This is a genomic window from Marinobacter vinifirmus, from assembly GCF_002258215.1.
GTDB classification, from domain to species: Bacteria; Pseudomonadota; Gammaproteobacteria; order Pseudomonadales; family Oleiphilaceae; genus Marinobacter; species Marinobacter vinifirmus.
In genome coordinates this window covers 53396-67356 of the sequence record NZ_NEFY01000006.1, presented here as the reverse complement: position 1 = coordinate 67356, position 13961 = coordinate 53396, and the positions used below count along the sequence as shown (strand labels likewise).

Here is a 13961-nt window from a genome sequence, read left to right as displayed (position 1 = left end):
GTTACCGGCAGATTATGCCTGTACGTCGAAGCGGTCGTTGTTCATGACCTTGGTCCAGGCAGCGATAAAGTCCTTCACGAACTTCTCACCGTTATCGTCCTGGGCGTACACCTCTGCGTAGGAACGCAGGATGGAGTTGGAGCCGAACACCAGGTCTACGCGGCTTGCGGTCCACTTGGCCTGGTCGGTCTTGCGGTCACGGATCTCGTAGGTTCCGTTACCCACCGGCTTCCAGCTGTAGGCCATGTCGGTCAGGTTCACGAAGAAGTCGTTCGTGAGCTGGCCTTCACGGTCTGTGAACACACCGTGCTTGGTGCCACCGTGGTTGGTGCCGAGCACCCGCATGCCGCCGATCAGAACGGTCATTTCCGGTGCCGTCAGCCCCATCAGTTGGGCGCGGTCGAGCAGCAACTCTTCCGGCTTCACGACGTAGTCTTTCTTCTGCCAGTTACGGAAGCCGTCGGCTACCGGCTCCAGGTACTCGAAAGACGGTGCATCGGTCATCTCGTCGGTTGCGTCGCCCCGGCCCTTCAGGAAGGGTACGCGTACATCATAACCGGCAGCTTTCGCAGCCTTCTCGATACCCACGCTACCAGCCAGTACGATCACATCGGCCACGCTGGCACCGGTTTCGGCAGAGATCTGCTCGTACACCTTGAGTACCTTGCTCAGACGGGCCGGCTCGTTGCCTTCCCAATCTTTCTGCGGGGCCAGGCGAATGCGGGCACCGTTGGCACCGCCGCGCATGTCAGAGCCACGGAAAGTACGGGCGCTGTCCCAGGCAGTGCTGACCATCTCGCTGATGCTCAGGCCGCTGTCTGCAATCTTCTCTTTGACCACCTCTTCACAGTAGTCGATGCTTCCTGCCGGTACCGGATCCTGCCAGATCAGGTCTTCTGCCGGCGCTTCCGGGCCGATATAACGGCTCTTCGGGCCCAGATCCCGGTGAGTCAGCTTGAACCAGGCACGGGCGAAGCAATCCTTGAAGTATTCCGGATCTGCCATGAACTTCTCGCAGATGGCGCGGTACTTCGGATCCATCTTCATGGCCATATCCGCATCGGTCATGATCGGATTGTGGCGCTTGGACGGGTCGCTGGCATCCTGCGGCTTGTCCTCTTCCTTCATGTTGACCGGTTCCCACTGCCAGGCGCCGGCCGGGCTCTTCTTGAGCTCCCACTCGTAGCCGAACAGAAGGTCAAAGTAACCCATATCGAACTTGGTCGGATGGGTTGTCCAGGCACCTTCAATACCGGAAGTCACGGCATTGGCGGCCTTGCCCTTCATGTTCGGATTGCTCCAGCCAAAGCCCTGCTCTTCTACATCCGCCGCTTCCGGCTCGGCACCGAGAGCACCTGCGTCACCGTTACCGTGACACTTACCAACGGTGTGACCACCGGCAGTCAGGGCTGCGGTTTCTTCATCGTCCATCGCCATACGGGCGAAGGTTACGCGTACCTGTTCACCGGTCTTGATCGGATCCGGCTGGCCGTTTACACCTTCCGGGTTTACATAGATCAGACCCATCTGAACCGCGGCAAGCGGGTTTTCCATGGTGTCTGGCTTTTCTACGTCGCCATAACGCTCGTCAGACGGAGCCAGCCACTCTTTCTCGTTGCCCCAGTAGATGTCTTTTTCCGGGTGCCAGATGTCCTCACGGCCGAAGGAGAAGCCGTAAGACGGCAGGCCCATGGACTCATAAGCCACCGTACCGGCCAGGATAATCAGGTCAGCCCAGCTCAGTTTGTTACCGTACTTTTTCTTGACCGGCCACAGCAGACGACGGGCCTTGTCGAGGCTGACGTTGTCGGGCCAGGAATTCAGCGGAGCGAAGCGCTGGTTGCCGGTACCACCGCCACCACGGCCGTCCTGGATACGGTAAGTACCGGCTGCGTGCCAGGACATACGAATCATCAGGCCACCGTAATGGCCCCAGTCTGCCGGCCACCAGTCCTGACTGTCTGTCATCAGGGCGTGCAGGTCTTTTTTGACGGCTTCAAAATCGAGTTTCTTGACTTCTTCCCGGTAGTCGAAATCTTCACCGAGGGGATTGGTCTTGCGGTCGTGCTGGTGCAGGATGTCGAGGTTGAGGGCTTCCGGCCACCAATTCATGACATCGCGATTTTCGGTGGAGTTGGCACCGTGCATTACCGGGCACTTACCACCAGAATTATTCTCAGACATAGCACTCTCCTGTTTTCGTCATTTAGACATTCGGTCTTTCTTATCAGGGCAACACTTAATATAGATCACTCACGTTTGCCTGCTTGAATCTTTCCTAACGCCAGCATAGTGCGTGACTATAAACGGCCCCTAAAGTTCCGGGATGTGAGGTCAAGATACGCCGGAACCATGATTAGTAACAATTAATTAGAAATAACCTGGCGAAAGATTTTATTTATCGAAACATTTCTCATTGCCAACAAAAAAGGGGCGGTGATTTGCTCACCAGCCCCTTTTTCTCAACCACAGTAACGATCGCTATCAGTTCGCAAGTTCCAGCAGCAACCGGTTCAGGCGGCTGACATAGGCACCGGGATCTTTCAGCTGTTCACCGCTGGCCAATGTGGCCTGGTCAAACAGAACCGCAGACAGCTCCTTGAAGCGCTCCTCGCCCTGCTCGGTTTCCAGGCGCTGCACCAGCGGGTGGTCCACGTTGATTTCAAAGATCGGCTTGCTCTCCGGCACTTTCTGGCCGGCAGCTTCCATGATCTTCTTCATCTGGGCGCCCATATCGAACTGGCCAACCACCAGGCACGCCGGTGAATCGGTCAGGCGGTTGGTTACCCGCACTTCCTGCACCTGATCGTCCAGCACCTTCTTGATACGCTCCAGCAGATCCTTATGCTCCTTGGCGGCTTCTTCCTGGTGCTTCTTGTCTTCCTCGGTTTCCACCTCGCCCAAGTCCAGGTCACCACGGGCAACATCCTGGAACTGCTTGCCGTCGTACTCGTTCAGATAGCCCATCATCCACTCATCGATACGATCCGTCAGGATGAGTACCTCGATGCCTTTCTTACGGAATACTTCCAGATGCGGGCTGCTCTTGGCGGCCGCGAAGTTGTCACCGGTGATGTAGTAGATCTTTTTCTGGCCGTCTTTCATCCGGCCGATGTACTCGTCCAGAGAGACGTTCTGGGTCGACTCACCAGTGTGGGTAGAGGCAAACCGCAGCAAGCCGGCAATTTTCTCGCGGTTGCTGAAGTCTTCGGCCGGGCCTTCTTTCAGCACGGTGCCGAACTCGTCCCAGAAGCCCTGGTATTCATCGCCCTCTTTCTTGGCCAGCTTGGACAGCATGTCCAGCACCCGTTTGGTCATGGCGGTGCGGATGCTCTCCACGGTGCTGTCGTTCTGCAGGATTTCCCGCGATACGTTCAGGGACAGATCGTTGGAATCGATCACGCCCTTGGCGAAACGCAGGTACAACGGCAGGAACTGCTCGGCGTCGTCCATAATGAATACTCGTTGAACGTACAGTTTCAGGCCACGGGGCGCTTCCCGGTTATACAGGTCAAACGGCGCACGCTTGGGGATATACAGCAGGCTGGTGTAGTCCAGCTTGCCTTCCACCTTGTTGTGGGACCAGGTGAGCGGGTCCTCGAAGTCGTGGGCAATGTGCTTGTAGAACTCCTTGTACTCTTCGTCCTTGATCTCGGTCCGGGGCAACGTCCACAGGGCGGTGGCATCGTTGACCGTCTCTTCTTCGCCCTTCTTGTCCTCTTCCTCGGACTCGGCTTTCATCACGACCGGGAAGGAGATGTGATCAGAGTACTTCTTCACCAGGCTGCGCAGCTTCCAGCCATCCGCAAACTCTTTGTCTTCGGCTTTCAGGTGCAGCACGATTTCGGTACCGCGCTGTTCACGGCTCACCGGCTCGATGGTGAACTCGCCATCGCCCTTGGACTCCCAATGCACACCCTCTTCGACCGGTGCACCGGCACGGCGGGTGAATACATCTACCTTGTCCGCCACGATGAAGGCAGAGTAGAAGCCCACACCAAACTGGCCGATCAGCTTGCTGTCTTTCTTTTCGTCACCCGACAACTGCTTGAGGAACTCTGCAGTACCGGAGCGGGCGATGGTGCCAAGGTTGGCAATCACATCGTCACGGGTCATACCGATGCCGTTGTCGGCAATGGTGATGGTGCCGGCGTCTTTGTCGTAATCCAGGCGGATTTTGAGTTCGGAATCGCCTTCGTAGAGTTTGTCGTCTTTCAGGGCGGCGAAGCGGAGTTTGTCTTCGGCGTCTGAGGCGTTTGAGATGAGCTCACGAAGGAAGATTTCCTTGTTCGAGTACAGAGAGTGGATCATCAGGTGAAGCAGTTGCTTCACTTCGGTCTGGAATCCTAGCGTCTCTTTGTTGGTTTCTACCGTCATGGCTGTGTTTGTCTCCTGCTGGTTCTTTATGTTCGGGGGAGCGGCGTGGTCAGGTAGTCCTTTCCAAAACACGCTCCTTGCGGCACGTCCATGTGACGCTTGGGCTCCGCCATCCATGGCTCCGCACAGTTTTGGAAAGGACTACCTGACCACTCCACCGGACTTCTCAGTTAGGCCGGCTTTGCACGGAGTCTGGGCTAGCGTGTGGGGGTGCCCTTCCGAAACCGTGCGGAGCCATGGATGGCGGAGCCGAGCGTACACGGACGTATTCACAGCGTGTTTCGGAAGGGCACCCCCACACGCTTGCCTGCACCGAGGCCAGATCTTGAACCAGAGATGGGGGTCGACCGGGGCATTTCAACCCCGGCCAGAACCAACTCAGTCTTCGAGAAGGAAATGCGCGCGGGCCGTGGCTATGGGCTGGGAACGGGATTTTTGCCAGCCGGTGATCATTACATTGGCTACCCGGTTGCCCTGGCGGGTCAGGCGGCATTCGGCGTAGGTTTCGCGGTTGAGGCCGGCGCGCAGGTAGTCTAGGGAGAAGTCAACGATTCTCGGCATTCTGAAAGTGTCCTGGGACATCATCAGGTAGATCGCGGCAGACATTTCCATGAAGCCACCAATCACGCCGCCGTGGATGGCGGGCAGGATGGGGTTGCCGAGGTTTTCTTCTTTCTTGGGCAAGCGGAAAATCAGGTCGTCACCGAAGCGCTCGCACTGCAGGCCGATCCACTTGGCGTAGGGTACGGCGTCGAGCATTCTGGAGAAGTCACCGCTTTCCCGGGTGTGCTTGAGGATTTCCGGGTCGGTCATTCGGCGCCTCCGGTGATCAGGTCGCGGTAGCTTTTAGGCGTGGCTTCTTTGCCGATGCGCATGAAGGTGCCCACGCAGTTGGCGATGGTTTCGCCACCTTCCTGGTAGGCTTCGCAGCGAGTGAAGATGATGTTCTTGGTGATCTTGTAGGTTTCGGCCCGGGCGAAGACCGGTTTATGGGGTTCTGCCGGGCGCATGTAATCTACCCGCAAGTCCAGGGTCGGGCAGAGTTCGAATTCATCCAGTGCGCAGATCATCACCGAGCCGGAGGTGGTGTCCATCAGGGTGGTGATGGCGCCACCGTGGATCACGCCGGTGTCCGGGTTACCGATGATTTTGTCGCTGTAGGGCAGTTCCATGACCAGGTAGCCCTCACCCGCTTCCCTTGCAGCCAGGCCGAGTTCCCGGGCCTGGTTGAGCGTGTTCACAAACCGGTTCACCCGGTTAATTCGGGTTTCGTCATTCATTCAGGAAAATCCTGCAGGTCAGTTTTTCGATTTTGCGTCGTCACCCGTGCCGGCGGGGTTGGCTTCTTCAAATACTTTGCCGGCACGCAAGGATGCCAGGGCATCAGAGTGGAATTCCCTGCGGTAGAGCACGTATACCACCAGCGTCGCCGCCGCAATCAGGGCCAGCGGGTGTATGAACCAGGCCACCACGGCGAGCGCATAGTAATAGGAACGCAGGCCAAGGTTAAAGGTATCGCCCGCCTGGTTGCAGATGGCGCCGGCACTGCGGGCAAAGGCCTCCCTCGCCGCCGGGCTGGTTTTGCTGTCGTCGGGCATGGGGGCGCTGCCGATCATCACCGCCACGAAGTTGTACATGCGCATCGACCAGGTGAATTTAAAGAAGGCATAGACAAACACCACCATAAGCACCACCAGCCGCAACTCCCAGATTTCCCGGGAAGGCACTACGCCGAACGGCATGGTAGCGAACACTTCCATGGCTTCACTGGTGTACCCCAGTGCCGTGATGATACCCGCTAGGATCAGCAGGCAACTGGAGGCAAAGAACGCCCCGTTGCGCTCAAGGTTACCCACCACAGAGGCGTCGGAGATGCGGTTGTCCCGCTTGAGCATCACCCTCATCCAGTCTTCCCGGTAGAGGTCCAGCGTGTTGGAGAGGCAAGACCGGGAATCCGCCCGATTACGGGAGTACCAGGTATAGCCACCCCAGCAAGCCAGAAACCAGATCAGTGCCAGAAAATCCAGGTAATGCGTTGTCACAGGTAGGGGTATCCGGGCCAATTTCGGTGATTATTCAATGTGCTGATATGATACGCCAAGGCTGGTGGCCCGGCCACATTCCCGCCAGTACAGGCGAGGAAACCACCGCCCGGCTGTGCTATAAAAACAGCATCATCATGAATGGCCGGCCTCTTAACAGGACGTTGGTTACTGACCAATCAAGGAGTAAAACGTGATTTCCGGATCTCTCGCCCGTTTGTGTGTCGTTCTTTCTTTGCTGTTTGCCCTGGCGGGCTGCGCCGTGAATCCGGTGACCGGTAAGAAGCAGCTGTCCCTGATCTCGGAAAGCGAAGAACTCGCTCTGGGCGCAGAACAGTACAGCCCTACCCAACAAACCCAGGGCGGGCAGTTCTACATTGACCCTGAGCTGACGGTGTACGTTCGGGAAGTCGGCATGAAGATGGCGCAGGTCAGTGATCGTCCGGACCTCCCCTACGATTTCGTGGTGCTGAACAACAGTGTACCCAACGCCTGGGCCCTGCCGGGGGGCAAGATTGCCATCAACCGGGGGCTGTTGGTGAAGCTTGAAGACGAAGCCCAGCTGGCCTCGGTACTGGGCCATGAAATTGTTCACGCTGCGGCCCGCCACAGCGTTCAGCGCATGCAGCAAGGCATGCTGATCAGTGCAGGCATGGCGGGGATCGGCATTGCGGTCTCTGACAACGAGTGGGCAAGCCTGATTATGGGAGGCGCCGCCGTTGGCGCACAGCTGGCGCTGGCACGGTACAGCCAGGGCGACGAACTGGAATCGGATGCCTATGGCATCGAATACATGAAAGCCGCAGGCTATGATCCCCAGGCCGCCGTGGAACTCCAGGAAATTTTCCTCCAACTCTCCGACGGCCGGGAGAGCAACTGGCTGAGCGGGCTGTTTGCCAGCCACCCGCCCTCCGCCCGTCGGGTGGAGGCGAACCAGCAACTGGTGCAGGAACTCGGTGGGGGCGGCTACCGGGGCCGGGACGTGTACCAACGCCGGATTGCCAAAATCAAACAACTCCAACCCGCCTACGATGCCCACGACAAAGCCATGAAACTGGCGTCCGAGGGGGATTACGAGGCAGCCCTGGCTTCGGTAAACCAGGCCATTAAGGCAGAACCCCGTGAAGCCATGTTCTATGCCCTGCGTGGCCGCATCTACAAGGCACAGGACCAGGCTGAGAAAGCCCGTGCCGACTTCGACAAAGCCGTCTCGCTGTATCCGGAAATGTTCGAGTACCAGCTTTACAACGGCCTGAACGAGCTGCAACTGAACAACCTCACCAAAGCCCGCGAACACCTTGAACGGGCGAACCAGGTGGTGCCCACCTCTATCGCTTACCTGCGGCTGGGCGATATTTCCCGGCAGCAAGGGCGGAGAGATGAGGCGGTGCAATACTATGCAGCCGCTGCCGAAGCCGGTGGAGATGTGGGCGAGGAAGCCAGGCGTAAACTCGCCGCCATGACCAACTGACGGCAACGCCCCAAGCCCGGGAACCGGAGGCCACAAGCCTCCGGTTTTTTTGTGCCCGGTCAATTTGCCAGCCTGACGCGGAGTTCGTGTCACTGAATGCATTGACTTCTAGAGCAATAACTCTAAAAATTACTGAAACCAACAACAACCGGATTGCGAACATGCTCCTCAAGCGACTCCAACCGATGATGTTTCAGGCCAGGCGTAATTATGTGGAACTGATGTTCCAGGTAATGGGCCGGGCACTGCAGGCGATCAGTGACGTAGACGAACCCACCCGCGAAGAAGTCCGCGCCCTGCCCGAAGGTTTTCTGTTCGAGATGCAGGTTATGCCCAACGGACCGAAACTGATTGTGGAACACACCGGCGACGGCAAATTACACTTTCACGGTGACACCGCCCCGCGCCCCGTGGACCTGTCTATCCAGTTCAAACACATGGCCCACGCGTTCCTGGTGTTGTCGTTCCAGGAGAAAACCTCCGTTGCCTTCGCCAACGACCGCATGCTGGTAGATGGCGATGTCAGCTACGCCGTGCGTATGACCCGGGTGCTGAACCGCCTTGAGTCGTTCATCCTTCCGAAACTGGTGGCACAGCGGGCCGTCAAGGAATACCCCGCAGACATCCACCTGCCGGAGAAGCTCATGAGCTCAGCCCGCATCTACCTGAAAGTTGCCACCCAATTTGTCGAGACAGTGAGAGCATAATGACTAACAAATACTACGAGTTCTTCTGCCCGGTAAAAGTGATTGCCGGTAAAGCCGCCCTGGAGCATATTCCGTACGAACTGACCGGACTTGCTGCCAAACGGCCAATGATTATTACCGACAAGGGTGTGCGGGCCGCCGGCCTGCTGGATCCGGTGATTGCAGCCTGTGAAGAGAGCGGGCTGGAGATTGTCTCTATCTATGACGATGTGCCGCCGGATTCCTCCACGACCGTGGTACGGGACATTGCCGCTGTTTATCGCAAGGAAAAATGCGACTCCATCATTGCCGTCGGTGGCGGATCCGCCATCGATACCGGAAAGGCCGTCAACATCCTGGTGTCCGAGGGTGGCGATGACATTGCCAGGTACACCGGCGCGGGCGTGCTCAAACATCCGCTCAAGCCCTTTTTCGTAGTACCCACAACTGCCGGCACGGGCTCCGAGGTTACCTCGGTGGCGGTCATTACCGACGAAAAGAAAGGCGTCAAGCTGCCGTTCACCTCCAGCTTCCTGCTGCCGAATGCCGCGATTATAGACCCGCGCATGACCCTGACGCTGCCGCCGCACATTACCGCCGCCACCGGCATGGACGCCCTTACCCATGCCGTTGAAGCCTTCACTTGCATGGCCAAGAATCCGTTAAGCGATGCCTACGCCACCGCCGCCATCAAGAAAATCAGCCAGTCCCTGCTGGCGGTGATGGACAACCCAAAAGACCAGGACGGCCGGTTAGAGCTGGCTCAGGCCTCAACCATGGCCGGTATCGCCTTCTCCAACTCCATGGTAGGGCTGGTGCACTCCCTGGGGCACGCCACCGGTGCCATCTGCCATCTGCCTCACGGCCTGTGCATGAGCTTGTACCTGCCGTACGTGCTGGAGTTCAACCTTGAAAGCATCCGTGAGTCTCTGGGCGAATTGCTGCTGTATCTGGAAGGCCCGGAGGTCTATTCTGCCACTCCGGCTTCCCGCCGTGCCGAAGCCAGCATCTCCGCCATCCGCAAGCTTCGTGATGCCCTGCACAAGCGCTGTGAGTTGCCCCGTACCCTGAAGGAAACCGGCAAGGTACTGGAAACCCAACTGGAGGCGATTGCCCGTCAGGCACTGGACGACGGCTCCATCATGTTCAACCCCAGAGAGGTGACCCTCGAGGACGCATTGAGCGTTCTCCGCCGGGCCTGGGCCTGAACACGGACTCAAAATCATTGAAACAAACGGATAAAACGGTAATATTTGGCAAGCGCACTGGCAGGGAGTTGGCCGGATAAGTGCATTTTCAAAGCATAGGCCGCTTCCACCAGAGTTTCTTGCGATGACTAAACTGGTCCGACACCTCAAGAGCATTGGTTTCCGGACACTCTCCGGGCTGATAACCGCAGGCTGCTTTTCCATGGCAGCCTATAGCGGAGAAACCGGCCCGGGGGTTTTCCACTTCAATGTATCCCCTAACGGCTACCCCCCGTACCTGATCGTCCAGGACTCAGAGCCTGCCGGTATCATGTGGGATGTGGTGGAACTGATTGTTCCGCGACTCGGCTACCAGGTCGAGCCGCGAAAGATACCCCGTAAACGGGTAGACCAGATGCTGGAAGACGGGTACATCGATGGCACGCCCAGAGCCATCGAATGGACCGAAGAACCGGAAAAGTTTCTGTTCACGGATCCTGTTGTGAATGTGGAAGAAGTGTTTTTCTTTCCTGAAGTTTCAGACCTGGATTTCGAACATCCCAGTGACCTTTTCGGGAAAACCGTGGTGACTCACCTGGGTTATCTCTACCCGACACTGGCCCCCTATTTCGAAGACCAGCGTATCCGACGCTTTGACGTTTCCCGCGACCGTGACATGTTCCGTTTCCTGCAACACGGCGACCGATTCGATACCGCACTGGCAGATCGCCTGGTGGGCAAGTGGATACTGAGAAATGAGGGCATGGCGGATGAGTTCAGAAGCTCGGACAAAGCCATCAGCCAGTATGGGTTCCGGCTGATGTTGAGGCCTGACTGGACGGACTTCGCCGAATCCTTCAACCGGGAACTGGAACTGATTCGCGAGAATGGCGAACTGGACGCCATTCTCGCCAATTACCGCTAAAACGCCGTCATTGCCGGCTCACTCGAGCCGGCGCAGCAACAGCATGGGTGACACGCTGAGTACCGGCCGCAACTGCCAGCGGCCAAACAGGGCCAGCAGCAACGCGCTGATCAATGGCACTGGCAGCATCACTTCCCAATGCCACTGAAAACTGCCCTCAAACATTCTCACCTGCAAGGCATAAACCGCCGCTTCCGCCGCCAGCACGCCCAATATCCCGGCAACGAACCCAAGCAAGGCAAACTCGAGCATGGTACTGCGCACCAGCAGAGATTGTTGGCCGCCCAGCGTCCGCAACAGGGCACCTTCACGCTGACGATCCCGCAAGGTCGCGCTGACGACCGCCGCCATCACAACCAGTGCCGCCGCAAGAATCAGCGCCAGAATCGCTTCAATGGCCTGAGTGACCTGGCGGACGATATCCTGGATGCGCTCGATAATGTGGTCGATCTCCAGCACCGACACGGTGGGAAAACGGCGCGAAAACTCGTTCAGGGCCACCTTGTTGCTTGCCCCCAGATGGAAACTGGTAATCCAGGTAGCCGGCATGTCGGTCAGGCCACCGTCCGGGGGAAAGGCAATGTAGAAGTTCGGCTTCATGCTGTCCCACTGCACGGTACGGATACTGACGACCGGTTCGGTGACCTGTTCAGAGCCTATGGTAAAGGTCAGCCGGTCGCCAAGTTCCAGCCCCAGCCTCTCCGCCAGCTCGGCTTCCACCGAGACCCCCTCGGTTACGCCCGCTGCAAACCACTCCCCTTCCACAACGCGATTGTCATCGGGCAGGTCTTCCATCCAGGTCAGGTTCAGCTCCCGGTTAAGCGCGTTAATTCGCTCATCCTTACTGACCGCTTCTTTCACAGGCTGGTCGTTCAGTTCGGTCAAACGGCCACGGACCATGGGATAGACGGTGTCCAGGGGCGATCCCTTCTGCGCCCAATAGGCATCAACCTCATCTACCGTGTCCGGCGCTATGTTTATCAGGAAGTGATTGGGAGCATCGTCCGGAAGCTGGGCCTGCCAGTCGTCCAGCAGGGACGAACGGACCAGCACCAATGTCGCCGCCAGCATCAGGGTCATGGCAAATACCGCCATTTGCGCCATGCTGGCCTGCCGGTGCCGGTAAAGGCCAACAAGGGCCAGGCGCCAAGCGTTGCCACCACCTCGCACTTTGCGCAGCACCGAGACCATCAACCAGCCCACCAGCCCCAGCACTGCCAGCAATAACACCAGCCCGCCCAGCAACGATGCCACCAGGGCCAGTTCGCCGGCATACATCCACACCAGCCCGAAGATGGCCAGCACGGCGATGATCAGGTCCGGAACGGCTTCCCGGCCGGTTTCCCCGGGCTGGGAGCGCAGCACCCGCATAGCCGGCACATTGCGCAGGCGGCGAACCGGCGGGTACGCGAAGGCGAACAAGGATACCAGCGCGGTCAGCAGCGCCGGCGCCAGGGCGGCGGGGTCGAGATAAATATCAACCGGGCGCTCCAGCACACTGCCAAGCATCCTGGCCAGCAGCCAGAACAGCGGCAGCGCCAGCACCAGCCCACCAATAATGCCCGCCACGCCCCACAGGGCCAGACGGCGAAGGTACAATCGGCCGATGCCCTTACCGGTAAGCCCCAGCGTTTTCAGCAGTGCCACCGTGTCCCGTTGCGACAATGCGTACTGGCGACTGGCCACGGCAACCGCCACCGCTGCCAGCAGAACCGCCAGGCTGCCGCCAAGCAGCAAGAAGCGTTCGGCCCGCTCAAGGGAGCGGGAGAAGGTTTCGCCATCCCTCACGCCTTCCCATTCATGGCTCGGCTCCAGTTGCGGCTCCAGCCACTGGTAGTAATCGTTTAACAGGTTTTCGGCACCGGCAAACAGATAGATGTATTCCACCCGACTGCCTTCCTGAAGCACTCCGGTAGCCGGAACATCGTCTACGTGCATCATCACCCGGGGCGCCAGCGATGAAAGCCGGAAACCGCCATCGGGCTCACGTAACAGCAGGTTTGAAATCTCAAGTTTCAGGTTGCCGACTTCCAGCGTGTCGCCAACGTCCAGCTCCAGCAAGCGCAGCAGGCGCGGGTTGATCCAGATCTCGCCTTTGGCAGGGCCAGACCCCACAATTGAGCGAGTACCCTCGGCACGGGATTGCACTTCAATGTCACCGCGCAGCGGATATTCATCGCTGACCGCCTTTACCGACACCAGCTGAAAACCGCTTTCACCGAACACCATGGTGGAAAATTCGATCATCTGGCCGGTTTCGATACCGCGATCACGCGCTTCCTCAATCCAGCCTGCCGGTACCGGCCGGCCATTTTCGGCTTCCAGCTGGCGATCAGCCGCCAGGAAGGAGCTGGCCGAGGAGACCAGAGTGCGCTGCAACTGGCTTGCAAACAGGGCGATGGTAGCCACCGTGGCCACGGCGATAATCAGGGCAACCAGGACCACCCGAACGTCTCGTTCGCGCCAGTCCCGGCTTACGGACATGAGCTTCTGTGATGCTGCCATCAGCCAGACACCTCTTCCACCAACTCGGGCTCGGTGAGCACGCCCGCTTCAATATGCAGTTGCCGGCCACAGCGGGCCGCCAGGCGGTCATCGTGGGTGACCATCACCAGTGTGGTGCCCTGCTCCCGGTTAAGGTCCATCAGCAGGTCGGACACTGCCTGGCCGGTGCGGTTGTCGAGGTTACCGGTCGGTTCATCGGCAAACAGGATCACCGGGTCGGAAGCAAATGCCCGGGCAATCGCCACCCGCTGCTGCTCGCCGCCGGAGAGCTGCCGGGGCGTGTGGCTCAGCCGCTCACCCAGGCCAACCCGTTCCAGCAGTTCCCGGGCCCGTTTCTCCGGCGCTTCGATGCCGGCAAGCTCCAGCGGCAGCATGACATTTTCCAGGGCACTCAGGGCCGGCAACAGCTGGAACGACTGGAACACGAAGCCCACCCGCCGGGCCCGCAGCATGGCGCGTTCGTCCTCGCTCAGACGGCTGATTTCAGAGCCGTCCAGTTCGACCTTGCCTTCGCTGGGGGTATCCAGGCCCGCCAGCAATCCAAGTAACGTGGTTTTGCCGGAACCGGAGCGGCCAACAATGGCTACGGACTCTCCCCGATTGATTTCCAGATTGACCCCCTGCAAGATCGTCAACGTATCAGCTTCCAGGCTGACCTTGTGGGTCAAGTCTGTTACGCGCAGCATCGGGCTGGTATCGGTTTTACTGAGATCCGTCATCTGGTTCACGGTTGCTCCGTTGTCTGGTTCTGGATGTTCATGAATTGTT

11 protein-coding genes are annotated in these 13961 nt (G+C 58.5%); 4 read left to right on the top strand and 7 right to left on the bottom strand.

The genetic code is table 11. The annotated features are described in order from the left end of the window. Window positions 1-12 precede the first annotated feature (12 nt). The 5 genes from katG to B9Q17_RS09370 form a co-directional block, all read right to left on the bottom strand. Window positions 13-2184 (bottom strand): catalase/peroxidase HPI, encoded by a 2172-nt coding sequence (katG, locus tag B9Q17_RS09390; protein WP_094625032.1) that lies wholly within the window; start codon window positions 2182-2184, stop codon window positions 13-15. 300 nt (window positions 2185-2484) lie between these two features. Beyond that, window positions 2485-4377, bottom strand: a complete 1893-nt coding sequence (gene htpG / locus B9Q17_RS09385) for a molecular chaperone HtpG (protein ID WP_094625031.1) — start codon at window positions 4375-4377, stop codon at window positions 2485-2487. A 378-nt stretch (window positions 4378-4755) separates the two neighbouring features. Then, window positions 4756-5190 (bottom strand): PaaI family thioesterase, encoded by a 435-nt coding sequence (locus B9Q17_RS09380; protein ID WP_094625030.1) that lies wholly within the window; start codon window positions 5188-5190, stop codon window positions 4756-4758. Beyond that, window positions 5187-5657, bottom strand: a complete 471-nt coding sequence (locus B9Q17_RS09375) for a PaaI family thioesterase (RefSeq protein ID WP_094625029.1) — start codon at window positions 5655-5657, stop codon at window positions 5187-5189. Before B9Q17_RS09375 ends, B9Q17_RS09380 begins: the two co-directional genes overlap by 4 nt. Window positions 5658-5675: 18 nt before the next feature. Beyond that, a complete protein-coding gene (locus tag B9Q17_RS09370) occupies window positions 5676-6419 on the bottom strand; it encodes a DUF599 domain-containing protein (protein WP_094625028.1) in 744 nt (247 codons plus the stop codon). 193 nt (window positions 6420-6612) lie between these two features. On the opposite strand from B9Q17_RS09370, the gene B9Q17_RS09365 reads away from it, so the two are divergent. The 4 genes from B9Q17_RS09365 to B9Q17_RS09350 all read left to right on the top strand — a co-directional run bounded on the left by B9Q17_RS09365 (window position 6613) and on the right by B9Q17_RS09350 (window position 10688). Continuing rightward, on the top strand, window positions 6613-7890 hold the full coding sequence (locus tag B9Q17_RS09365; RefSeq protein WP_058340501.1) for a M48 family metalloprotease: 1278 nt from the start codon (window positions 6613-6615) through the stop codon (window positions 7888-7890). 161 nt (window positions 7891-8051) lie between these two features. Further along, complete coding sequence (locus B9Q17_RS09360) at window positions 8052-8597, top strand: hypothetical protein (RefSeq protein WP_094625027.1); 546 nt, start codon at window positions 8052-8054, stop codon at window positions 8595-8597. Beyond that, window positions 8597-9784 (top strand): iron-containing alcohol dehydrogenase, encoded by a 1188-nt coding sequence (locus tag B9Q17_RS09355; RefSeq protein ID WP_094625026.1) that lies wholly within the window; start codon window positions 8597-8599, stop codon window positions 9782-9784. Before B9Q17_RS09360 ends, B9Q17_RS09355 begins: the two co-directional genes overlap by 1 nt. A gap of 124 nt (window positions 9785-9908) precedes the next feature. After that, window positions 9909-10688, top strand: a complete 780-nt coding sequence (locus B9Q17_RS09350; RefSeq protein WP_058340498.1) for a substrate-binding periplasmic protein — start codon at window positions 9909-9911, stop codon at window positions 10686-10688. Between the two features lie 18 nt (window positions 10689-10706). Here the strand turns inward: B9Q17_RS09350 and B9Q17_RS09345 are convergent, their stop codons facing one another. After that, on the bottom strand, window positions 10707-13193 hold the full coding sequence (locus B9Q17_RS09345; RefSeq protein ID WP_094625024.1) for an ABC transporter permease: 2487 nt from the start codon (window positions 13191-13193) through the stop codon (window positions 10707-10709). Next, entirely contained in the window at window positions 13193-13912 is a 720-nt protein-coding gene (locus B9Q17_RS09340; protein ID WP_081697575.1) for an ABC transporter ATP-binding protein, read from the bottom strand. Before B9Q17_RS09340 ends, B9Q17_RS09345 begins: the two co-directional genes overlap by 1 nt. Window positions 13913-13961 lie beyond the last annotated feature (49 nt).